The organism is Peribacillus deserti, assembly GCF_016909175.1.
GTDB classification, from domain to species: Bacteria; Bacillota; Bacilli; order Bacillales; family DSM-1321; genus Paraperibacillus; species Paraperibacillus deserti.
The window spans coordinates 355,168-379,075 of the sequence record NZ_JAFBFI010000001.1 but is presented as its reverse complement, the minus strand read 5'-3'; the positions used below and the strand labels follow the sequence as shown (position 1 = coordinate 379,075).

The 23,908-nt window shown below is 40.6% G+C and carries 16 protein-coding genes; 1 reads left to right on the top strand and 15 read right to left on the bottom strand.

What is annotated here, in order from left to right:
- Positions 1 to 3 precede the first annotated feature (3 nt).
- A complete protein-coding gene (locus JOC77_RS01630; RefSeq protein ID WP_204537710.1) occupies positions 4 to 1,305 on the bottom strand; it encodes a hemolysin family protein in 1,302 nt (433 codons plus the stop codon).
- Between the two features lie 101 nt (positions 1,306 to 1,406).
- Positions 1,407 to 1,796, bottom strand: a complete 390-nt coding sequence (locus JOC77_RS01625) for a MerR family transcriptional regulator (RefSeq protein WP_338047163.1) — start codon at positions 1,794 to 1,796, stop codon at positions 1,407 to 1,409.
- A 258-nt stretch (positions 1,797 to 2,054) separates the two neighbouring features.
- Here JOC77_RS01625 and JOC77_RS01620 point away from each other — a divergent pair, with 258 nt between their 5' ends.
- Positions 2,055 to 2,210, top strand: a complete 156-nt coding sequence (locus JOC77_RS01620; RefSeq protein WP_204537708.1) for a hypothetical protein — start codon at positions 2,055 to 2,057, stop codon at positions 2,208 to 2,210.
- A 278-nt stretch (positions 2,211 to 2,488) separates the two neighbouring features.
- Here JOC77_RS01620 and JOC77_RS01615 read toward each other — a convergent pair whose 3' ends face one another.
- From JOC77_RS01615 to JOC77_RS01555, 13 genes are all read right to left on the bottom strand, one after another.
- Positions 2,489 to 3,124 (bottom strand): NUDIX hydrolase, encoded by a 636-nt coding sequence (locus tag JOC77_RS01615; protein ID WP_204537706.1) that lies wholly within the window; start codon positions 3,122 to 3,124, stop codon positions 2,489 to 2,491.
- Between the two features lie 1,023 nt (positions 3,125 to 4,147).
- A complete protein-coding gene (locus tag JOC77_RS01610; protein ID WP_204537704.1) occupies positions 4,148 to 6,127 on the bottom strand; it encodes an ABC transporter permease subunit in 1,980 nt (659 codons plus the stop codon).
- Positions 6,128 to 6,466: 339 nt separating this feature from the next.
- Positions 6,467 to 8,116 (bottom strand): methyl-accepting chemotaxis protein, encoded by a 1,650-nt coding sequence (locus JOC77_RS01605; protein WP_204537702.1) that lies wholly within the window; start codon positions 8,114 to 8,116, stop codon positions 6,467 to 6,469.
- A gap of 24 nt (positions 8,117 to 8,140) precedes the next feature.
- Positions 8,141 to 9,124 carry a BMP family lipoprotein gene (locus JOC77_RS01600; protein WP_204537700.1) on the bottom strand — a complete coding sequence of 328 codons (984 nt, stop codon included), beginning with the start codon at positions 9,122 to 9,124 and terminating at the stop codon, positions 8,141 to 8,143.
- A gap of 211 nt (positions 9,125 to 9,335) precedes the next feature.
- The gene (locus tag JOC77_RS01595) at positions 9,336 to 10,763 is read right to left on the bottom strand and encodes a sensor histidine kinase (RefSeq protein WP_239558525.1); all 1,428 of its coding nucleotides are present in this window, start codon (positions 10,761 to 10,763) and stop codon (positions 9,336 to 9,338) included.
- Positions 10,753 to 11,427 (bottom strand): response regulator transcription factor, encoded by a 675-nt coding sequence (locus JOC77_RS01590; RefSeq protein WP_204537698.1) that lies wholly within the window; start codon positions 11,425 to 11,427, stop codon positions 10,753 to 10,755. The genes JOC77_RS01595 and JOC77_RS01590 overlap by 11 nt, the downstream gene beginning before the upstream one ends.
- Before the next feature lie 418 nt (positions 11,428 to 11,845).
- Positions 11,846 to 12,520 (bottom strand): PspA/IM30 family protein, encoded by a 675-nt coding sequence (locus JOC77_RS01585; RefSeq protein WP_204537696.1) that lies wholly within the window; start codon positions 12,518 to 12,520, stop codon positions 11,846 to 11,848.
- An 18-nt stretch (positions 12,521 to 12,538) separates the two neighbouring features.
- Positions 12,539 to 12,931 (bottom strand): hypothetical protein, encoded by a 393-nt coding sequence (locus JOC77_RS01580; protein WP_204537694.1) that lies wholly within the window; start codon positions 12,929 to 12,931, stop codon positions 12,539 to 12,541.
- 174 nt (positions 12,932 to 13,105) lie between these two features.
- On the bottom strand, positions 13,106 to 15,112 hold the full coding sequence (locus JOC77_RS01575; protein WP_204537692.1) for a methyl-accepting chemotaxis protein: 2,007 nt from the start codon (positions 15,110 to 15,112) through the stop codon (positions 13,106 to 13,108).
- A gap of 219 nt (positions 15,113 to 15,331) precedes the next feature.
- Positions 15,332 to 19,159: a bifunctional 2',3'-cyclic-nucleotide 2'-phosphodiesterase/3'-nucleotidase gene (locus JOC77_RS01570; RefSeq protein WP_239558524.1), complete on the bottom strand. Its 3,828-nt coding sequence runs from the start codon at positions 19,157 to 19,159 to the stop codon at positions 15,332 to 15,334.
- 288 nt (positions 19,160 to 19,447) lie between these two features.
- On the bottom strand, positions 19,448 to 20,635 hold the full coding sequence (locus tag JOC77_RS01565; RefSeq protein WP_204537690.1) for a PDZ domain-containing protein: 1,188 nt from the start codon (positions 20,633 to 20,635) through the stop codon (positions 19,448 to 19,450).
- 543 nt (positions 20,636 to 21,178) lie between these two features.
- On the bottom strand, positions 21,179 to 22,276 hold the full coding sequence (locus JOC77_RS01560) for a toxic anion resistance protein (protein WP_204537688.1): 1,098 nt from the start codon (positions 22,274 to 22,276) through the stop codon (positions 21,179 to 21,181).
- 15 nt (positions 22,277 to 22,291) lie between these two features.
- Entirely contained in the window at positions 22,292 to 23,902 is a 1,611-nt protein-coding gene (locus JOC77_RS01555; protein ID WP_204537686.1) for a YceG family protein, read from the bottom strand.
- Positions 23,903 to 23,908 lie beyond the last annotated feature (6 nt).

The following is a 23,908-nucleotide window of genomic DNA, read 5'->3' as shown; positions in this document are numbered from 1 at the left end:
TTCTTATTTTTGTTTTTTAATTTCAACAGATATCAGCTGGTGGCCGTCAATTTCCTTAACAGTAAAATCGTAGCCTTCTGCACCAATGGTGTCTCCAATCTTAACATCAAATTTCTGCGTCAAAACCCAGCCTCCCAAAGTATCAATATCTTCTTCGGTTAGGTGAATGCCAAACATGTCATTCACATCCTCAATTAAAACCTTTGCATTCAGGATATAATGACCTTCCGCAATTTTTCTTATATCAGCCACTTCATCCGTATCAAACTCATCACGGATTTCGCCGACTATTTCTTCTAGTATATCTTCAACCGTTACTAAACCTGACGTTCCTCCATACTCGTCTATAAGAATGGCCATCTGGGCACGGTCTCTCTGCATTCTAAGCAGGAGGTCATGAATAGGAACCGTTTCAATGACTCTAATAACCGGTTTAATATAAGGCGCTACAGAAGCTTCTCCCTCTATGAGGGTTCCATTTGAGATTCTGGAGGTGATAATTTCCTTAATGTTCACGATCCCAAGAACATGGTCTTTGTCACCCTCGATAACCGGGTAACGAGTGTACCCTTCGCTTTTAACCGTTTCTAACACGGTACTGAGGCCGTCGTCAGCGAACAAACTTACAATTTCAGTACGAGGTACCATGATTTCTTTCGCAATCCGCTCATCAAACTGAAAGATATTGTTAACATATTTAAGTTCTGTCTGGTTAATTTCACCGCTCTTATAGCTTTCCGACAATAGAATGCGGAGTTCTTCTTCTGAGTGGGCAAGCTCGTGCTCAGAAACTGGCTTTAAGCCAAAAAGCCCGGTGAGAAAACGAGCTGAACCATTTAAAACCCAAATGAAGGGATACATGATTCTATAAAACCAGATAATCGGACCTGAGAATGCAAGTGTAATCTGCTCAGCTTTTTGTATAGCGACTGTCTTAGGCGCCAATTCCCCAATTACCACGTGTAAGAAAGTAACGGAAGCAAAAGCAATACCAAAGGATAAAAGATGGCTTACGTTTTCAGCTAGGTTCCACCTCGTAAAAAGAGGCTGCAGCAGACTTTCTACTGTCGGCTCCCCTATCCAGCCGAGCCCTAGGGCTGTCACTGTAATTCCCAGCTGGCAGGCGGATAGATATTCATCTAAATGAGTGGTTACCTTTTTTGCAGCAACTGCACCTTTTTTGCCTTCACTAACGAGCTGATCAAGTCTTGAACCTCTAACTTTAACAATTGCAAATTCTGTTGCCACGAAAAATCCAGTCATAGCAATCAGTACTGCTAACAATATCAAGTTTATAATGTCCAATAAATTGGGGCTGACCCATAAGCAGTATGATCAAAAAAGATTATCAAGTCAGCTCCCGTACACCTCCTGTATAATATAAGAATTTTTATTTATATACCATGCTATACCAGCAGAAGCAGTAATGTCTGCATAAGAGAAATACTTTCATGAGACAGGTTATTTCTAATCGTTTCTTTAGTTAAACCCTGCTTTTCAAGAATGTTCATAATCTCAGATACATCCATTTCTAACTCCTGAATCTTCGTTTTCAGATCATGTATGTCAACGTTTTCTACTTGTTCTTCTTTTAGACGTTTTTTAATATCGGCAAGTGATAGCTTCTCATGCTTTAATCGCTCAATGACTCCGATTTGGTCAACAGCTTCCCTGCTATAATAGCGGTAATTCGAAGCAGAACGTTCTGCTTTTAGTAAACCTTGATTGGTATAATAATCCACCGTACGCTTTGTCACATTTGCCAATTCAGCTACTTCGCTAATTTTCAGTTTCACAGTCCCAACGGAATCACCCCTAACTATAACGTGATGGTTATGTTATTATTATACAGGAATAATAGTAATCTTACAATATATACGTAAGAATTTGGAAAAGGTGTGAATTTCAAAGAAAAAGAGGATAATAACTGTAGAAATTCTTCAACTCTGCACCCAGTTTGCCATATAAAACTGGAAAGACTTGTGCAGAACTAATATTTAACAATATATCGAGTTGCATTATAATAGTCTTACAAGTTGATTAGGGGTGAGGGTATGAATGAGTATAAAGTGGTTGTTAAGAACGGAAACATGACGATCCTCGATGATGTGATAAAAGCTGAAGATGAAAGAGATGTGTTAGGCAGCCTTTTGCTTAGAAGTGAACTCTTTAACGAAGCCTTTACCGATATCCGGATTTCCGAACGATAAGGCGGAGCAAGAGTCAGGAAACCCCTGGCTCTTTTTTTATGCTGTTTTCTCAAACTTTGTTGAACAAGGGGGTTGATTTCCACTACAGGATGCTCGCTTTCCGCGGGGCGGGCGCCTGAGCCTCCTCGGCTTCGCCTGTGGGGTCTCACCTGTCCCGCTGCTCCCGCAGGAGTCTCGCACCTTACGTTCCAATCAACCTGTTTAACAATAGGGTAGGTTCACAGAACTTATTAAAAAACAACAATCTTTTGAAAAGAGCCTAGTTATATTAATTAAGCTTACCGTTGTCTCAAATTCTTACTAATCATCTCCGCAATTTTTGGATAGTAAAAATGGTCATGAGTCACAAATTCCTGTTTATGCACTTCCCGGCTGACATCTGCCTTTTGTCCAGCCAGATTAAATTCAAATCCTTCAACAAAAATGCTGTCTTTTTCACCCATACAATATTCATAAAAACTAGTAAACTCTGCTCTCACAATCCCTGATACTTCTTCTTTTTGCAGTTTAAATTCCTCCAATGTGCAGCTGCAGTGATATAAAAAGATAGCAGCTATCTCTTTATCAATAAAGTCTATGTCCTCTTTTATTACACAATATTTAATCACTCCAAGCTTTGTGAGATCATCGATTGATACCTCAATACCGAGCTCTTCTTGAATCTCCCTAACCCCATCCTCTATCGTTTCGTGTGCCAGCAGATGCCCAGCTGCAGTTATATCAAACAGGTTCGGGTAATCCTTTTTTTCTGCACTTCTTTTTTGAAAATAAACATAGTCTGCATCTTCTTCATTACTAATAAACCAGCAATGAATCGCCTGATGCCAATAACCAGCTTTATGCACATCACTGCGGGAAGCAGCCCCAACCCTATTTCCATCGTCATCGTAAATAGCTAATAATTCAGTTTCCATATAAGTCTCCTTTTCTTTTGGCTTTGTTAAAGATCATTGTTTATTTTGGCACTGTGTTGATCTTCGTTCCAGGCGCGAGATCCTCGAAAATGCATTCGCATTTCCTTCGTGCGGTGAGAATTCGAGGAAGCCAATTCAATGTCCTGCGGGAAAAGCGAGTATTGTCCAGCTCCAAGCTGAGACCCACGAGTCATAAGCCAATCAGTCCATGAGAAGAAAAACCACTTCTCACGGCCTGCTCGTCTTATGCTTTTTGGGTCTCTGCCTTCCCTAAGATTTCTGTGTGATAACACATGAGCTTATCATGAGTTTCATTAAATAGTGTTAAGGGGGAAGGCACCGCTTTCCGCTTTTCTATTAAGGGAGACCCCGCAGGCGTAAACGCCGAGGAGGCTCCCGGACCGCCCGCGGAAAGCGTGTGCCTGTAGCGGAAATCAACAGGCAAATTTAACAGAGCATTTCTTTTAAATCAATCTGCCAGCCTGCAGTCCTAGTGCATCACAAATGGAATTAATATACGATATTTACAATATTTTCAATTATACGATAATTGAAACGAATAAATATACTAGAATAAAGGGGGAACTTACCTAAGAACACAAGTTTTTTTTAAGCAAACAGCCTTAACGATTGTACAGCTGGCATTGGCGCTGGCTGGGACAGTCCTCCTAAATCTTTATCAAATGAGTGGGCAGGCATCTTAGGCCAAAGTATCAGAGATTTAACTCTTTATCCGTGGATTCCAATGGCCCCGCTGTATTTTATAGCCCTTACCATCCTTGCAACCAGACCGGTCTGGAAACGATTTTTGAAGGAAGAAAATATACACAACATCAAGCACGGAAGCTCCTGTACAAAAAGACGAAGTTCATATTGCGACAGAAAAATTTAACCGTGTGACGAAAGTATAAAAAATGCCACCCATTTGTCAGCTGGGTGGCATTCTTTTTCGTTTCCTGTCTAAGCTTTTCCGAACCGCTTCCGTTAGAACCTGCATAATTCCTGGTATTCGTGCAAACCAGTCTATCCAGCATTACCTATCTTCTGTTCCCCGGAATCAACTAGCGAAAAGGAGCCTTCCTCTATTTTTGGAGCTTTGCCTGTAAGATCAGCTTGCTCTTTCTTTTTAAATAATTTCGGAATAAGGACACCAACCTTTCTCTGCTGTACCTCTTTAATTCCTTGAATCATAAGCTGCATGGCGAATATGCTTATCATAAATGCTCCAAGAACAGGGATGATAATCCAGTATTTTCCCGATAGAAAAGCTTCCCGCGTTGAGCCTATCATTCCCGACCATTCATAAGTTGAAGAGGACGGAGGGTCAGGCAGGATACTATCAGAAATGATCGTTCCTCCCAGGAATAACTGGAAAAGCCCTAGATGGACAAATATCAGCATAACTTGAATAAATTGCTGTCCGAACAAAATAAACAATCTCGGAGCCAGATGAGGAAATATATGTGTCCAAAGTATATGCTTCTGGTCTCCTCCCAATGTTCTCGCACTTAAAACAAAGGTTTCTTTTGATATCTGACGAATCTCGTTTCCAATTAGTACGGTAGTTAACGGAAGCACCAGAATGGTAAGAATGAGCACTTCTAAATTAATTCTCTCCGTAAAGCTGTATGCCCAAATGCCAACGCCCTGCCCCCAGAGAATCGGCCTTAATAATAAGTAAGCAATCAGACTTAATGGCAGAAAATGAATAGAGTCTACGATTTTTTCTATTAATAATCGAGTATGGTCCTTAAGCTTAAATGCATAGCGGACTGCAAACAGGAACCCCCCCGCTACCCTCAAAACAGCTATTAATAGACCAAAGAACAGCGTATACCTAGCCCCCACTATAATCAGGTCCAGGATGCTATTTCCATAACGGTCCGACCCAAACAGCATTTGGGAGGATGGAGGATGCGGCGGAGCGCTGATGATTTTTCCCTGCGCATCCTTTAAAAAGGTGAGATTTTTTATTGGCGCCTCCGCTAGCAGACAGTATAAAACACTGTAAAGGAGGAGGCCGGTTATAAACGTAAAGCCTATAAAAAATTTTGGGTTCTTTAAGTGACTGAGCAGGATGCTCCCTGCCCACTGAAGTCTGAGCCAAAGCTTCCACTTTTTGATGCCGGCTATATCTTTCTTAATGAGCTCCCACTCAATGGAAGAATCTTGTTTTATAAAGAATTGTGCCCCCTGATACAGGATAAAAAATGGAGTAAAAATCAAAAGTAAAGATACTGCTATCACTATAGGCCGGAAATCCCCGGTTATATAAGCCGTGATTCCCTGCATATTAAACAGAGTCTCCACTATGAATAAGCTTGAAAGTCCACCCCAGATGATGATCTTTGAATGGAAATAGATTGAAGTGAAAATGTTCCTAAAAATATGTACGATTAAGATCCGAAGCCTGCCAAAACCCTTCGATAAGGCAAACTCTGCATAGTCTTTCAAAAATTCTTCTTCAACTAGAAGAAGAAATAACCTGTAAAGTGAAATCATCGGCAGTATGGATAGAGTTAGAATAGGAGCAAAGTAAATCTTTTCCTCACCCAGTGCCGTAAATTTAAACAGCTCCACACCTGATTTTTTAAACGCATAAACAACAAAAAGCTGCAGCATGAACGCAAACATCAAATCAGGCACTGTTTCTAAAATACTTAGTAATCTTTTGATCCCAGTTGTGATAGATTTTGGCAAAAACTGAGTCAGAACCGTCAGGATTAGCGCAGCAAAGAAACCTATAGCCATCGCACCCATAAAGATTTGGGCTGAATAAATAAATGGTTCCCTTAAGAACTCCAAAATTGGATATGGCTGCTCTTTATACATATACACCCAATTATCTATGTTAATAAATTCAGCTAAAAACACAATAAACGCTTTTAAATAGGCAAAAATATTATAAATTCCCTTTGTCTGGATCACACCTGGAAGTACACTTATTAATGTTATACCGAATACACCCATCGTATAATATAAAATGATCTTTAATAATTTCATAATTCCCCCTAATCCTTTATCTGTCTATTTAGAATATTTAATATTATATTCTAAACTCATCCAAAACAGGGGTATAATTTACTAGGAACTCAACGAAAGCCGCTCATAAAAAACAAAAAAAGGCAATAGACATTGCCTCAGGCTGTCGACAAAGTCGACAGCTATTTTTTAATAATATTTAACCCTCAATATATAGTGCTTAACTTTAGAAAAGCCACCATATATACAAGAAATAAATTGACAAACCTCATTTTTCGCGACAAAGTTTGTTTGAAATTGATTTTGTCTACACTCTGAGGCAATAGACATTGCCTTTCTAAGTTTGGTGATGATTTTCTTTTATAAGCGAAATTTAGAAACCGTGCTCTGTAGTTCTTCTGCTAAATGAGCCAGCGACGAAGCAGCAGCACTTACTTCCTCCATGGATGCAAGCTGTTCTTCAGAAGCTGCAGCCACTTCAACCGCATGATGCGAGGCGCTATGGGCAACTCCAGACATTTCATTTACTCTTTCAGATACCATCGAAACATCCGTACTGATTTTACTTGAAGCAGATGTGATTTCCTTTATTTGCTCCGTCACGTTTTGGACAGAAGATAGAATATCTTCAAATCGATTCTGTGTTTCACTTGCAACTTTCAGCCCGTCTCCTACTTTTTCCTTCACAAAAAGAATGGATGCAACACTTTTTTTCGTATCCTTCTGCATGACCGAGGTAATTTCGGAAATATGGGTCACCGAACTTCTTGTTTGTTCAGCCAGTTTTCTAACCTCAGCCGCAACAACTGAGAATCCCTTGCCCGCTTCCCCTGCCCTGGCTGCCTCGATAGCTGCATTTAACGCCAGTAAATTGGTCTGGTCCGCAATGTCCGTGATTAAACCCAGAATATCTCCAATCTCTGCAGAACGTTTATTTAACTCATTAAGCACTTGATCAGTTTCTTCTACCGATCCATGAATTAGATTCATTGAATTTAGAGTTTCTTTCACAAGATGTGATCCCAGGTTCGTATTTTCGTTTACTGAAGCAGTTAAATGTAGAACGGCCTCCGCATTATCGGCAATTTTCACTACTTCCTGTGTGGTTTCAAATACAGCATGTGCTGACTCTTCTGACTTCATCGTCTGCTGCTCTGCTCCTGCTGAAACCTGCTGAATGCTCGCAGTGATCTGCTCCGTGCCGCGCATGGTTTCATCTGCACTCGCCATAAGCTCCTCAGCAGAGGCAGCGACCTGGCTGGAGCTGTTTCCCACTTGCTCAATTAACTCTCTTAAATTCCCGGACATTCTTTGGAAAGCCTGGTTCAGCGTGAAAATTTCATCGCTGGTACGCACTGTCATATCATGTACAGCTAAATTACCCTGGGCAATTTCTTCTGCATGTTTTGTAATTTCTCTAATCGGTTTTACGATTCTTTCTGCATATATAAACGCGGCTGCCGCACAGCCTGCAATAAGAATAAGAGCAGCAGTAATTGAAAATGTGACCATCCAATCAATCTGGTTCTTTAAGTTAATCTGCATGGTTGTATATTCGGTGTTTATCATCTTTTTTAATTCTATTACATCATTCACCATTCCTTTTGTACGGAAAGACTGGCGTTTTGCTTCTGCTTGATTTTCTTCAGTTACTGTTTTGACAGCAGCGGAGGCTAGCTCTTTATACTTCTTGTCAATATTCTGGATCTTTTCTTTCTGTTCCTGGTCTGTGATATGTTCATCCAATTTGTTGTAGACTGTTTTCGTCTTTTTTAAATCCTCATTAATATCATTTGCATTGCTTGCTGAAACATTTAAAGAGTATGCACCTAGAGACTTTGACAAGCTCTTCGCAGAACTATTTAATTCTTCAACATTTACCAGCATCTGTACAATAGTCTCTGTTGAAGACTTTAGCGATTTCAGCTGTAGAATGTTAAACGCAATAATACAAACAGATAAAAGCAAAGGAACAAGAGCTAACAGTAAAATCTTTTGTTTTAACTTCATGCTGCAGCGGCCCCTTCCCGAATATTATAGCTGTATTTGAATTGTGCCTTCTGATAGGCTGTTTCTAAATTCTTTTAATTTGTCCGTTTCTGCTGGAGTAAGCGGCATCACTCTGATAGGCGCAACATCTACTCCATTTTCTTTTATTCCAAGCTGAGTCTTCTTTTCTGATAGCTTTCCTTTTTTCACAAGTTCTTTAGCGATATCATAAATAGCGACATCAACACGCTTTAGCATGGATGTTACTACAGCCTTTTCTGCTAGATAAAATTGATCAGAGTCAACTCCAAATGTATAAATCCCTGATTTTTGCGCTTCATTTAATACGCCTACACCCGTAAATCCAGCAGCTGGATAGATATAATCCGCTTTTTGTTTAATCATATCCTTAGCGATCTGCATTCCCTGCTTGTCATTATCAAAGCTGCCGGCAAAAGTAGATATCACTTTAACTTTTGGATTCACAGCCTTCACACCCTCGGTATAGCCCTTTTCAAACTTCCTGATGAGCGGAACATCTATTCCGCCTACAAACCCAACTACATTGCTCTTTGTCTTCATGCCCGCAATAACACCGATTAAATAAGACCCTTCTTCTTCTTTAAACGTTACAGTGTGAACATTAGGAAGGTCTGACTCGGAATCTATCAGCAAAAAGGTGGTATCAGGAAACTTTTTTGCCGTATGATCAATTGCCTCCTGCATTGAAAAGCCAAGGCCAATTACGACATCATTCCCCTGATTGACTAATTCCTCCAGACCTTTTTCATAAGATCCTGTATCATTAATTTCTCTATAATCAAAAGAGATGTTTAATTCATCACGCGCTTTTTCAAGTCCTGCAAAACCTGCATCTGAAAACGATTGATCACCAAGCCCTGCGTCTGAGAGCATAATTCCTATTTTCATTGGCTTTTTAACAGCAGATGAAGATGAAGAATTTGAACTGCAGCCGCTGACTGCCGCAATCAATAATCCTAAAACCATTAAAACCATAACTTTTTTCAAGCCAAATCATTCCTATTCAAAAATTATTTAACACTATTTATAACGGTTGCGATTTAAGAATGTTAATACATATAATCAAAGTCAGAATTGTAGGTTTTATTAAAATAATTAGATAACTTTATTTAGCGTCTAATTAAGAAAGATTTACGAAAACCGAAAAAAGTTGATATCCCACACAAAAAAACGCAATCCGGCCATGTAGAATACCGAATTACGTTTTATCTTTTTTTGTAGAAGAAAAAGGAATGCGTACTGTGAAGGTGCTTCCTTGTCCCATTTCACTTGCTACTTCAATGGATCCTCCGTGCATATCAACAATCCATTTTGCAATCGCCAATCCTAAACCATGGCTTCCCATCTGCCTTGATCTGGATTTATCTGAACGGTAAAAGCGGTCAAATATTTGAGCATGCTCTTCCGATTTAATTCCTATTCCTGTATCCTGGACTTTCATGCACATTTCCTGTTCGTCAGCAGACAAATCCAGCTGGACTCGTCCTCCGCTGCCAGTATATTTGATGGCATTATCTAGCAGTATATATAACAATTGGGTTAATCTCTCTGGATCTCCCTTTGTTACAACAGTATCGGTGGCCTTCATACCCAGTTCAATCTGTTTAGACGCAGCCAGCGGCTTGACGGATTCGACCGCCTTTTCTGCACGCGGCCTAAAATCAAAAATTTCCCTCCTGTGCTCGGTCTCTTCCGAATCAGACCGGGCAAGGGTCAATAAATCTCCCACAAGGCTGGTCATTCGTTTCACTTCATCCTTCATGCTGAATAATACCTTACGGGAAAAGTCATCTTCATCTGTATCAATCGTCATTTCCATTGCATCAATAGACGAGAGCATAACACTTAGCGGAGTGCGCAATTCATGGGAAGCATCCGCCACAAATTCACGCTGCCGATTGAAGGCCTTTGAAATAGGAACCATCGCTTTTTGAGACATAAGATAACTGATATACACAGCGATTCCTAAAAATACTGCAGCTAATCCAGTCATCACGATCAAAAGCATTTTAAATAATTGATAGGAAAAGGATATATCCTTGCCTACATAGAGTGTTCCAACAAGCTGGCCATTAAATATAATAGGCTGACCTGCTATCATAAGCCGTATATCATCTTGAGCGCGAGGCACATGTATGTCATGTTCATCTCTTCGCTTGCCTTTCATCCTAAAATCTCTTTGTTCAATTTGAAGCCGCTCCTGGCGGATATCATTTCTCTCGGGAACCCAATCCTCTATAAGACTCAACAGCTTCGCTCTCAGGGGAGGCACATTTTCGTTCCCCATCAGCAGTTCTCCTTCAGGGCTGACTACATAATAAAAAAATTGGTCGACGCCCGCTAATATCTCTTGATTTTGATTGTCTGAAAGTTCTCTCCTATTATATTGCTGCATATACTGCTCGATAAATCTTGCTTTCTGTCCGGTTATGGATTCCAGCTCTCGTTCCTGATCTTTTAATAGAACAAAGTAAAGGATGGCAAACACAACCACAATGAACAGGACGAGAAAAAGCATAAGCAGCCCGCTATATACCATGGTAAGCCGGCTCTGTGTACTCTTAAAAACATCCTTTTTTCCGGGTTTTCGCATCCCCTTCAAAAAGGAAAGAATATTAGTATTCAATTTTATAGCCTACCCCTCTTATGCTGTGAAGAAGCTCCTGCTTGCCAAGCTGGTCTAATTTCTTACGCAGCAATTTGACTGTAGCATCAATCGTTTTCATCGATACTTCAGAATCATACCCCCAGATTCGATCCATGATGACCTCACGCGGCAGTACGTGGCCCTTATTCTGCAGCAGCAGATCTAACAATTGAAATTCCCTCGGACTTAACTGGATCTCATCCCTCTCACTGCGGAGAATCTGGCTTGATCGATTGAGTACAAAATGATGAACACCGATTTCCTCTTCTAATATAGGTGCATAATTCCGGCGGGAAAGAGCCCTCAAACGGGCAAGAAGCTCATCAATCTCAAAAGGCTTTACCAGATAATCATCTGCCCCGGAATCTAAACCCTCAATACGGTCCTGTACAGAATCCTTAGCCGTTAACATAAGAATAGCTCCCGAATACCCTTCCTTACGGAGCCGCCTGCATATATCAACTCCACTGCCATTCGGCATCATCCAGTCAAGGATAACAACATCATAATGAGAGGTAGTGGCATAATAATAAGCATCCTCTCCCTCTGTTACCCATTCTGCCTTATAGCCACCTTTTTTCTTTAACATATATTTAATCAACTCACCAAGCTTTACATCATCCTCGGCTAACAAAATATTCATAGACTGCACACTCCTTTGTTCAAAAATACAACGGACTTACCCATGATTTCACACAAATTCTGTTACTAGATTATAACTTTTAAAAAGAAAGTTTTATAGATTAGCTCTGTTAAATGTGCCTGTTGATTTCCTCTCCTGGCACTCGCTTTTTCGCGGGCGGTCCGGCAGCCTTCTCGGGTTACATACACACTTGGGGTCTCCCTTGATCCTTTTCTCGCGCAGGAGTCTCACACCTGGAGCGAAGATCAACATAGTGCCCAAACCAACAATGAACTTTAACCTAGCCTACAGGTGAAAAACAGTTTTTCAGATCACGTTCATGTTAGTGCGGATTCACCTCAATCTATTCAATTTTAGCTTAAGATAGCATAAAAAAAGGAAGCACACTACTTGTGGTGCTTCCTTTTTTAGAATGTTCTTATGCGGTTTCCTTTGATAAGTCTTGTTTTAGCTTTTGAAGTTCCTCTTCCAGCTCTTCTTTTATACTGTTATCCACATAGCCTCTTACTGCAGTGTTCCCTGGCTGTGGATATTGATTGAAAGCTTGTACCTCTGCTTCCATTAATAAAATGCGTTCTTCCACTCTGGATATCCCCTTCGCGATAGTTTCAGAGCTGAATGAAACAGTCGTTTTTTGAATTTGTTTAATCGATTGAGCCACATTAGCCCGGCTGCTTAATAAAATTCTTTTATGCAGCAGCTCATTGTATTTCCCTTTTAATTCGTGTAACTTTTCGTATAGGGATTCCGTTTGCTGCTGAATCGCTTCGAATTGTTCCACATACAGATTCAGCTGGTTTTGGTGAATACGTTTTTCCTGAAGGGCCAGTGTTGCCATGCTGTCTTCACCGCGTTCCACCGCTAACTTTGCCTGCCGCTCCCTTTTTGATATCAGCGCCTTTGCCTCCGTAATTAATATGTTTTGTTTTTTCTCAAGAAAGATTTGCCTTGAAAGAGCTTCTTGTCCTTTAGCCAGGTCATCCTCCATTTCTCTTACATACTGATTTAACATCGCAATTGGATCTTCCACTCTATCAAGAACGCCATTTAATTCTGCCATCGTAATAGACTTCATTCTTTTAAAAAGTCCCATATTATTCAATCTCCTTTTTTATTGTTTGTTTTTTTCCCATGTATCTAAAACGTCCGCATTGCTCTCATTCACAGTACCAGCAGGGCCTGTTAAGGGTATATTCACAAATGATTGAAATGAATCATTCTTTTTGCGAAGCCACTTGAATATCAGAACAACAGCTGCCAAAGCAACAGCAAGGAACAGCAGCCAGCCAATCCAGGCGAAATCTCCTCCCTGATGAGGTCCATGTGCAAAATGGCGGGGTTCAAAGCCTGGACCCTGGCCATGTCCTCTGCCCATATGGCGCGGCCCCGGATGTGAATCGTAAGGACGCAGGCTGTTCAGCAAATTTATAACAAATTGCACCAGGAAAATGATGCTTACAGCGATAGCCCCCCAAAAGATGCCTTTTTTAACATTTGAACTCATACTCTATTTCCTCCTTCCTTTCTTTGATAAGTTGATTCTAGTAGAGAAAAATGAAAGTTCAGTGAAAATAGACTAGTTTTTGATAAATTTTTCTACTTTCCTAATAATTGTTTTTTCAGCACCGCTTCATACAAAAAAAAGCTTTTCCACTGTTATGGAAAAGCCTTTTTGGTCCTATATTTTAAAGTGTTTAATCATGTCCGAGAGCTGTGAGCTTGCTTCATTGAGTTCGATAGCTGATTCAGTGACTGAACTTAGGGCGCGGACTTGTTCTTCTGTTGATGCACTTACTTCTTCTGAAGCAGCCGCAGATTGTTCGGCAACAGCTGCAATGCTTTGGATGGATGCTACAACATCATCTTTTAATCCATTAATATTTTCAACATCAGACTTTATGGAATCAATCGAAGAGACAATATCATGGATTGTATGGGATATTTCATCAAAGGCAATTTCGGTATGACTGACCGCTTCATTTTGCAGCTGGGAAATCGCTATTGTCTGCTCCATTTCTTTCACAACCGTTTTGGTTTCCTGCTCAATCGTAGAAATGGTGGCTTTAACCTGCTGTGCAGCCCGGGCTGATTGTTCCGCTAACTTGCGCACCTCGTCAGCAACGACTGCAAACCCTCTCCCGCTTTCACCGGCTCTTGCTGCTTCTATACTCGCATTTAGTGCGAGCAGATTAGTCTGGTCCGAAATTTCTGTAATAGAATGAATCACTTGCTCGATTTCCTTCACTTTCAGAGCAAGATGACTGATCACTTCTCCTACATTCTTGATCACTTCATCGCTCTCTGCAGTTTTTTGTCTAAGAGCTTTCATTTGTGACAGCCCTTTTTGATTGGTTTCTTGAGCTGCTTTCGATAAACTGTTCATCTGTTCGACATTCTCATTCACGCGCTCAATCTGGTGAGATAAGCTTATGGCCCGATGATTCGTTTCCTCGGAGTCCTGAGCCTGCCGGGTGGCCCCCGCGGCTACTTCACCGATCGCTTTGGAAACTTCTTCACTGGCCGCTATCGTTTCTTCTGCAACAGCTGTCAGGCTGATAGATGAGTCATTCACACTCTCAACAGATTTTTCAACAGATGTGATAAGGTTCCGCATATTTTCTACCATCTGATTAAAATGATGAGTCAGCTGTCCCGTTTCATCTTTCGACTTTGTAAGTACATGAACCGTTAAGTCACCCTGCGCCACAAGCTGCACTTGATCCTTCAAGTGTGTAATTGGCTTCGCAATACTTTTAGCCAAAAAGTACGTAATAACTAAGCCAGCCGCAACAGCAATAGAGGCTATTAATAAAATGATATTTCTAAGTTTTTCAGCACTCGCAAGCAGCTTCTTAGTTTCGTATACCATCCCAACCTTCCATCCGGTTTGATCCATCGTCTGGAAAAACATTTCATGTTCCGTACCTTTTTCATTGTATATCGTTACGCCTGATTTTTTGTTTGCTATTTCTGAAAAGTAAGATTGTTTGCTTTGGTCTTTGCCCCGGGCTTTTGGATGCACAAGAGCCATACCCTTTTGATCTAAAAGGACTGAATAGCCGCTGTATCCTGCTTTTGTCTGATTAATCATCTCTGTCAGCCCTGATAAATTTAAATCTAATCCTACTACACCCAGTACAGTTCCCGATTGCGGGTCCAATACAGGCTTCACCACAGTTACAACATATTCACCTGTACTCGCATCTTTATATGGTTCTGTCCACATTGATTTTTCAGGTGCTTGAACAGCAGCGGTATACCAAGGCCTTCCTGTAGGATCAAAATCAGCAGGAAGCTCTATAACAGGTGTGGTTTTGAATTGTTTAGTTTCTGCCCCTACATAAATCACCGCTACGTTTTTATTTAATTTCATAAAGTTCTCAAAATCCTTATGAACCTCGGGCCAGTATGAATCCAAACCTTTTTTCTCATCTTTTTTAACTTCTTTTAAATAGTCAATGACCCTGCTATCCTGGCTATAACGTTCGATAGAACTGCCATAAAAATTCAAATAAAGGTCCGTTTGATTTTTCAAATCCTGAACCAACGCATTCGAACTAGAATTAATGCTCTGATTAATCTCCCCTTTAGTCTCAAAATACGTTAGAACAGATACTGCAATGAGTGTAACCGCTAACAGTAAACTGACTGTCAGCATAATCTTGGTTTGAATTTTCTTAAACATCCTGTGCCCCCTGCTATCATTAAGAATATGAACTTTCTTATTCTATCGGCGGTAAAGGAAAAACCTTTAGGTAAAAAGAACTAGTAAATATTTACAATATTTAGACAGTAATAAACTGTACCGTAACTGTAGCTGAGGGCTGTTTCATTTTTATATTATCAATTACTAAAAAAGAAAAACCCGGAAGAAAAAAATCTTCCGAGCCTACTAAAAATTTGATTATTTAATATTGGTTATACGGCCTTCTACAGCAGCAGTAATTTTACCGCCGTTAAAGGTTTTTGCAACATAATTTACAAACGCATCCAAATCTACTGATCCGTAAGTTCTAGGTTTACCTTTTAGAACTAAGTAATTATCTCCGCCGTTAGCCATAAAGTCATTTACAACAACTGTATATGTTTTTGTGTCTTCGATTTTAGTTCCATCTGTTTTTGTTAAGGTCGTTACCCGTTCTGCCACTGGCTTTTTGAAATCAGCAGTATATTTCAATCCAGAGATTTGCAGTGTTTTTGGAGAACCTTCCACCGCCCATTGCTGCTGCAATAACGTTTTGATTTCAGCTCCGGTTAAGGATAGCTTAACTAATACGTTGCCAAATGGCTGGATCTTCGCAAAATCGGCAAAAGTAACCGTGCCTTTCGGAAGGTCCGCACGAATTCCGCCTGGATTCATAAACCCAAAATCAGACTTAAGATCGTCCTTCATAGAATCTGCAATTAAATTTCCTAATGCAGATTCTGAATTATATGCATCCGTTCGTGTAATTGGAGCATCTGTTGTTCCAACCGGCTTGCTTAACTCAGGGAACATAGCCAAATACTTGTCAATTAACGCCTTAATTTCAGGATCTGGCGTCATTCCCTCTTGAGTAACAGTCACGATTTCTGCTGATTTTTTTACAATATCTCCTGTAACAGGATCAATTTCAAGATCAACATCATCAAAAGCAGTTCCGTAAGAGTATGCTTGTATGATCAGCTTGTTGTCAACTGACGCATTTACCTTAGCATGGTTATCGCCTGCAAAGATAACGTCTACTTCATCGTCCACAGCCTTTGCTAACTCCGCAGCCTCTCCAGTAACTGTACCCTCTTTCTCGCTTCCTGGATCATGTGAGATGACAACAATCGCTTTAACACCTTTTGCTTTTAGTTCTGTTACAGCTTTATTTACTGCTTCTGCCTGTGAAATAAACTCTACTTTTTCAATTCCAGCAGGATTAACCTTGGATGGAGTCGCATTTGTTACCACTCCAATAAAGCCGATATCTACTCCGCCCACATTCTTAACCACATACGGATCAAGAATTGGCTTTTTCGTATCCTTATAAACTACATTGGCAACCACATAAGGGAAGTTTAGTTTGTTAAATGTAACTTTACCTGTTGGAGATTTCCCTCCGTTAACTTGGGCCAATAAAGTGTTAAGGCCTTTGTCAAATTCATGGTTTCCAACTGTTCCCACGTCAAAGCCCATTTTATTTAAGAACTCAAGTGTCGGCTTGTCTTCTAATTTAGATGATACAGGTGCACTTGCTCCTACTGCATCTCCTGCTGAGATCAGCAATGTGTTTTCTGAATTTTCCGCTTCTCTTTTTTTCAAATGAGCTGCCAGATAATCAGCGCGTCCCTGTTTTACGCCTCCAAATTCAGAAGTCGTATCAAGCTGTCCGTGTAAGTCATTAATTCCTAATAATTGAACTTTAATGTTGTCAGGCTTTGGCTGAGTCAGGTTTAACTTAAAGATACCAAAACCTTTATCATCCGTTTTACCTGTATACGTAATATTTCCGTCTTCTGTTAGATACTCTTCGCCTTTAGGAGAAGAAGTAAAGGTAACATTTACGTCAGAGTATATTGGAGCAATGGACCAGTTGTTATCAGCAGTTGGATTAATTTCTTTTGCCTGCGTGATGTAATCCATTAAAATCTGGCGGTTTTCATCTGCAGAATCAACTATATACTCGCTGTCTTTAACTCCTGGGAAGTTACCGCCGCCTGATGCGCGGTAGTTATTTGTAACAACAACAAAATCCTGATTTGGATCAACAGGCTTGCCATTGTATGTTAAACCTTTGATTCGGTTTGAGTCAGAAATTTTAACACCTTTTTCATCATAACGTGCAGGTTTCGTTACATCTACCCGGTATTTTACTCCGTCAATCACATCAAAGTTATATACCTGGAATTTAGAGTTTAGTAACTCTTGTTCTGTAGTTTTGCCTGGATCAATCTGGTTGAATTTGCCCGCAGACATTTCCAGCCATTCTTTCACTACAGATCCTTTTACTTTAATAGCTTTTAACGTGTTGTCATACAAGTATAGGTCGCCGGCGCTGCGGATCGTTAAATCGCCTTTTTTAATTTCTGTGAATTCCTCTACGCCATTTCGTCCCGCTTTAAATGGAGCTCCAACTGATAGAATTGGCAGGTCTTTGTATTGCGGGCGGTTATTCTTGATATAGTTTTCTACATACCATTTTTGTGCAGCAGTAACTACCTGTACAGAAGGATCATCCTGTACAAGGGCAAAATAGCTGTGTATAGGCGCCGTTGTTTTTCCGATTGGTGTATTTACATATTTCACTGTAGCTGCATGGTCAGCTTGAACAGCTTTTACAACACCAGCATCATCGGCAGCTTTGACACCTGTTGTTTTATTAACAGTAGCTTTAGTTGTAGATTGGGACTTATAAACATCCCATTTGCCTTTGACGAATTGCACATCAAGATCGATAATGCCAAGGGTATTGCCGCCGTAGCCAGCTTGTACTGCTGCAACGCCGTTAATCGTACCTTTTTGATTATCTACGCCTGGAAGTACATTTCCTTTTGTATCTTTAAAAAGACCGTCGAGTGTCTTGTCATCTTGGGCTGGGAAAACTTTATGTGTATGCGAGAAAGTGATGGCATCAATTCCTGCAACCTTGCTAAGAGCATATACAGTATCTTCTGAGTTGGTTGTATCGGCATTAAAGCCGGAGTGGGTAAGTGCAATGACAATATCTGCCTCTGCTTTTTTCATTTGAGGTACATATTTCTTCGCTGTTTCAATAATGCCTTTTGTAGTTACTTTACCTTCTAGATGACCTTTATCCCAGTCTGTAATCTGTGGAGTAACCAGGCCGATATAGCCGATTTTTACAGTTTTGGATTTACCGCTGACATCATAGACTTTCTTTGAAACAATTTTATAAGGGGTAAATTTGTTCTTATCGTTATTCGGATTTTTATCCTTGTCTTTTACATAAACATTCGCATTAACATAAGAAAAGTTTGCGTCGTTCGTGGCTTCATTTAAGTAATCTAAGCCATAATTAAATTCATGGTTTCCATATGTAGCCATGTCGTAGCCCAATTGGTTCATGGCTTTATAAACCGGGTGGACTTCACCTTTCTTTAAAGGCTTGATTTTCGCCTTATAGGTCCCAAGCGGAGTACCCTGAATTAGATCGCCGTTATCGACCAGAACACTGTTTTTCACTTCTTTTCTTGATTGTTTGATCAAGGTTGCCGTTCTAGCAAAACCAACTGCATCAGAAGGAGCGTCTTTAAAATAATCATAGGCTAATAGATTGGTATGGATATCAGTTGTTTCCATAATACGCAATTTGAAAGGTGCACTTGTTACAGGAGCAGCTAAGCTAGTTCCTAAACGATTGGTTTCTTCATTAAAACTAGCTACTACATACACTTGAACCCAATTATTCTGATCAGCAGAATTAAAATGAGCAGTAAATTTCTGAGGATTTTTGATATCTGATTCTACAGCAGCCTGGGAAATTAATTTATTCCCGTTCATCAGTTGAAATACAACAGTTTCAGCTCCTGAATGGCCTTTTTTAGGTATTACAGTTACCGATGCATTTGTTCCTTTGGTGAAGTTAACAAGAGGTGTAGAAATTTCGAATGGAACAGTTGGAGTTTTAACTGGTTTTGCTTTGCTTGATTGGGCAGCTAGAGCAGGAGAAACCATTTGTGTAGATATGAGCCCGGCAGCAACAGTAGTCGCCAGTATTCTCTTAAACTTTCGTTTAAACGACATAGTTCACTTTCCTTCCACTTTTTATAATTGCTAGAATAATATAACACAAAAGACCTATAAATTAATTTTAATTTATAAAAAATTTACACGATTTTGATAATTTAATATACTTTGATAAAAAAAAAAAAAACACTTGATTCTTGAGGATCAAGTGCTGCTTAAACTATCACGGCTATTGTAGGGATAAAAGAGACAAAATCTAAAGAGTATCAAATTACTACAAAAATAAAGACGGAAAAGCCAAGTTTGACTGCTTCCGTCTTTGTATTATTATTATTAGCTAAATAATCAAACCGCTTTCCGCTTCTTCTGCTCCTGTACAAACAGAATTCCAAGCTCATGGTGCTCACCTTCATATAAGGCTCTTTGTACAAAGCGTATTTCAGAGTTGTTATCGAGGACCTCCAGCTTACAATGGGCTCCGTTCCGCTGTAAGGCTTCGTAAAGCTGCTGCTCGTTTTCTATTTTGATTCCGTTCACTTTTGAAATAATTTCACCAGCGGATAATCCCATTTTCTCAGCAGGAGATTTTGGAATGATTCCTAGTATCATTAATCCATTAGAGCGTCTTGAAAAGTAGAATGGCTTTTTTTTCTCAGAATGACTTTGATACATATGCAGCATCTCTCTGCCGAGAATAGCAGCTGCTGCACCAGCGATGGCAAGCAATGGATACCAATAGCCTGCAATAGAAAGAAGTGTGATTACTACTCCAAGGGCTGTGACGCGTCTTCCATTTATTCGAACAGCCTCTTTAGGCAGCAATCCCTGAATCTGTTGGAAAAAACCAATTAGAAAAGGTACTAGAATAGGAGTAAATTCGGTTTCTCCTAAGTGAAAGACTGGCCACCAGGAAAACGGGCTTTCCATCACTCCTCCTGGAATAAACAAAAACAATGGAACCATCCAGAGCCTTTTCGATTCATGAGCGCCCACTATTGAACCCCGCTTAGAAGGAATCAGTTTTGGGGAAGTAGCTTTGTATCCGTTTCGCTGGATCAAAAGTCCTTCTATAATAAGCAATAAACCGGCCAATATCGCGACAGATGGATATACTGCTTCATTTATACTATTAAAAGCCTGCCTGAAAAATGGCAGATTCGGTGTTTTATCAACCAATAACATTAATAGAAAGAACGTAATCCCCACTGTATAAGCAGGTGAAAGCAGTCTGACTTTGAGAGTGATCGCTGCAAGCAATGATAGTACCGCAATTATAACAATCGCAGCCAGAGGAACTGCTAGGCCTGAGCTGATTGTCACCAATGAAAGAATCAGCCCAAGGAGTATACCAGCCGGAAGCAGGAATCTTAGCTCCAAAAACATATCCTGAACACGTGTATGAAAGTCGTTTCGTTCACGTTTGATCCGTGCATTCCCCATTACAAGACATAAAATAAATGACACAAAAAACAAAGGATGGAGAAGGATCGTTCCAGCTCCCTCCAAAAACTCACCAAGATATACCTGTGACAACCTTCTACCATCCCCTTCTCAACATAAATAGATAAGTCTATCTTATCAAAAATTGTGAGGCCTGTCCTTATTTCCCGTCTATTTCCGAATATAAAGGGGGGCGGCTAAATTAATTGCGCCATTCTTTAAAAGAATTACGCCGAAATCGAAAATAATTAAGCCGTTTTTTGAAATAAATGCATCGTATAAAAAAATAATTGCGCCAAACTCAAGAATCACTAGAGAATTGCTCTGGGGGAGGTACATAAAAAGGCAGCCCCAATCCCTGATTGAGCCGAAAAATCCATGATTGCTTCAATAAAAAGGTGATTGCACCTTTAACAAACTCATTGTGCCGAACTTTTAATTTACAAACGACTCGCCCAGCGAACACACATGAAAAAGCACCCAAAACCGAAGATGAGCCGCTCAAATCAGTATATTGTATCAATTCGTCAAAAAACCCTGCTCCTAAAAAGGGGCAGGGTCATTCCGGGAAATAATCGTTAATTTCTTACCAGAAAGGGATTCACACTCGGGAAATGGGGACAGTCCCCGTCCCACTCACCCAGTGATCTGGCGGTTTTTGAAGTTTTCCTGCAGAGACTCAAGGCGTTTTTTGCCTTCTTCGCGCAGTCGGATGTTTTCGTCTTCGATGGCTTTGGTTTCCTGCATGCCGCGGATGATGATCTGCCAGGTTTCTTCAAGGGTCTCTGCTTTAATGCTTGGCTGTCCGGCTAAGCGTGCGATGTCAACGCTCTGCTGGGAAATGTTTTGGGCATTTTTCAGCAGCATTTCGTTTGTGCGGCGGTCAAGCTCACTCATAGACTGTGCCACGAGGTTCTGCCTTTTCGCTGCGATCGCATTGATTAAGCCAGATTTGAAGATCGGGATCGTTGTAACGAATGCTGAGTTAATTTTACCAATTAGCTTTGTGTTCCCTCTTTGCAGCATTCTGATCTGCGGAGCAGACTGGTAGGCAACCTGCTTGGCCATTTCAAGGTCATACACTCGCTGGTCAATCAGCTCTACTGCATTGCGCAGGCTGTCCAGCTCCATGGCGGCCAGCTGATTGCCGGAGGCAGCTTTTGCTTCTAATTCCGGAAGCTGCTGCTTTAGTTCCTCTGATTTCATTTCCCCGGCCACAATGTACTTTTCCAGTTCCATGAAAAATCGATAATTCTGTTCGTATAACTGCTCTAGAGTCGTTGTCGATTTTTTCATTTCGTTTTCATATTTCACGATTTCCACATACACTTTATCTATTTCCGAACCCATCGTCTGATACTTGGACATAACCTTTTCCATGAGCTTCTGGCCCCTGTTGAACACTTTAGACAGCACGCCGCCCTTAGGCTTCGCAAAGTCTTTGCTGTCAAACTTGTCCATGATTTTTCCAAGATGCTTTAATAGTGCGCTTGACTCTTCCATGCTGCTTGATTTAATTGTATTAAGAATTCTGCCGGAAAAATTAGAGATTTCATTGGCAGGCTCTTTACCGAATTCTAAAAGAGCAATCTGATTTTTGTGGTCAATATTACGGGCAAGCTGGGTTACTTCCGGGCTGTTTCTCAGCTGAAGCTTCAGTTCGGATGGCTGCTGCTCTAAAGTTTCCTCGATTTTATCAAGATTAACCGTTTGAAGAGAATTAGTATTGGTCATCTTTATTTCCCCTTTTTAGAAGATTTTCTTAAAAATTTTCTTAAATAGTGAAGGCTCCCTAAAGTCCTGCTCAAAGCTGACCTCTTCAAGCCAATGAGAATCATAAAATTCCTCATCCACATACATTTCGATATCATTCTGGCCAGTAGGATTTAGAATAACAATATCAATGCCAATTTCATTTAGCAGCAATAGAAGGGCAGCATCGGAGCGGCTGAAGATGGAGCCGCTCTGCTCTGATTTGAATAACACAATCCTAGGAACTTCCTGCGCATAATCAAATTTTTGCAAAAGCCTTACAGCGTCCAGCGGGATATCCATCGCCTGGTTAAACAGGTACATCTGCAGCGCATGTTCATCCTCATGCGGCAGCCGTTTTAATTTGGGGACTGCACAGTACCGGGATATAGCATGGGCAACCCCATGCTGCAGGCCAGTTGGCAGCATTTTGTATCGCCACCAGTTCCCCTGCAGCATTTTCTCGGGATCAAGCAAGCCATCCCTGCCCAGAGAATTTTGATAATGAAACAAATTATTTGCCCTGACTTCTCGTGAAAAAGGATAAGAACGCACAGTCAGCGATAACTCTGTTTCTGACAGCCCCTGAACACGATCCCAATATTCACGCCGGTTTTTCGAAATTCCGGAAACCTTGGCAAAAATATTGGGAATCCAAACCGTTTCATTTCGCACCTCAAAATTCGGGCGGATAAATGCTTTTTCTTTGATTAATAGAAACAATTCATCATACGTTGTTTTCAGAGTAAGCGCTGCCGGTGTATACGTTCTAAACTGCCATGGCTTATACAGCATCGAATCGTCTGTGTGCAGCACTCGATCAATTTCTTGCGACGCCCTGAAAGCAACGGTCGTTCTCCTGATTGGCTTTGTTTTTGGAAAAGGTTCTGCCTCTTTAGAGCCCGGCCCAAATTCCAGGACTGGAACAGCTTTTTCCTTGTCCGCCTGCAATAAATCATTTTTGCCTGCCGGATTGAAGATCAGTACATCAAATTTAAGAAGAATTAAGAAATAGAGAAAATAAGCTTCGCTTTTTGAAGCCTCGCCATACCAGACGATTTTTGGTGCAGAAACCAAATAATCCTCTGTATTCATCCATTCATTGGCGTGATTCCACATCCATTTGACTATATCTACGGCAACACGCCGGAAATCAGGATGCTGAAGCCCATTCGAATGGTTATCACTAAACCGCTCAAAAACAAGCTTGAAAGCCTCACGTATCTTCTTGGTGTTTTCAGGGTTCTGGAAGTGAGGGATAAGTCTTTCCCCTTCCATAAACGCAATGAATCGGTTCATAGAAAGCTTTTCATTTTGAAGGATCAGCAAAATTCTCTGGATAGCCTGAAATCGGACTGTCTCTATTTGCTTGTTGAGGTGTTCGCTTAATATAAATATAGTGAGAGAAGGATCATGGGCAAGCTCATATAAAAACTCGAAATAATCATCCTTATCTGGATGAACTCCTAGGAATACACCTGCAGCCTGGCTGTATACAGTCTGCTCCCCTACAATGAAGGAAGTTCTCGATTTCACAGGAGTTTTAAGGATACTTACCCAACCCTCTTGTTTAATATCAATGAATTGGGAAGAAAGAAAGTTAGACATTCGTTT

Coding starts and splice junctions, on each gene's coding strand:
- JOC77_RS01575 (WP_204537692.1), bottom strand. CDS start 15,112: ATGTTTAAGAAAATTCAAACCAAGATTATGCTGACAGTCAGTTTACTG.
- JOC77_RS01605 (WP_204537702.1), bottom strand. CDS start 8,116: ATGAAGTTAAAACAAAAGATTTTACTGTTAGCTCTTGTTCCTTTGCTT.
- JOC77_RS01570 (WP_239558524.1), bottom strand. CDS start 19,159: ATGTCGTTTAAACGAAAGTTTAAGAGAATACTGGCGACTACTGTTGCT.
- JOC77_RS01580 (WP_204537694.1), bottom strand. CDS start 12,931: ATGAGTTCAAATGTTAAAAAAGGCATCTTTTGGGGGGCTATCGCTGTA.
- JOC77_RS01610 (WP_204537704.1), bottom strand. CDS start 6,127: ATGAAATTATTAAAGATCATTTTATATTATACGATGGGTGTATTCGGT.
- JOC77_RS01590 (WP_204537698.1), bottom strand. CDS start 11,427: ATGAATATTTTGTTAGCCGAGGATGATGTAAAGCTTGGTGAGTTGATT.
- JOC77_RS01585 (WP_204537696.1), bottom strand. CDS start 12,520: ATGGGACTTTTTAAAAGAATGAAGTCTATTACGATGGCAGAATTAAAT.
- JOC77_RS01560 (WP_204537688.1), bottom strand. CDS start 22,276: ATGACCAATACTAATTCTCTTCAAACGGTTAATCTTGATAAAATCGAG.
- JOC77_RS01615 (WP_204537706.1), bottom strand. CDS start 3,124: ATGGAAACTGAATTATTAGCTATTTACGATGACGATGGAAATAGGGTT.
- JOC77_RS01555 (WP_204537686.1), bottom strand. CDS start 23,902: ATGTCTAACTTTCTTTCTTCCCAATTCATTGATATTAAACAAGAGGGT.
- JOC77_RS01620 (WP_204537708.1), top strand. CDS start 2,055: ATGAATGAGTATAAAGTGGTTGTTAAGAACGGAAACATGACGATCCTC.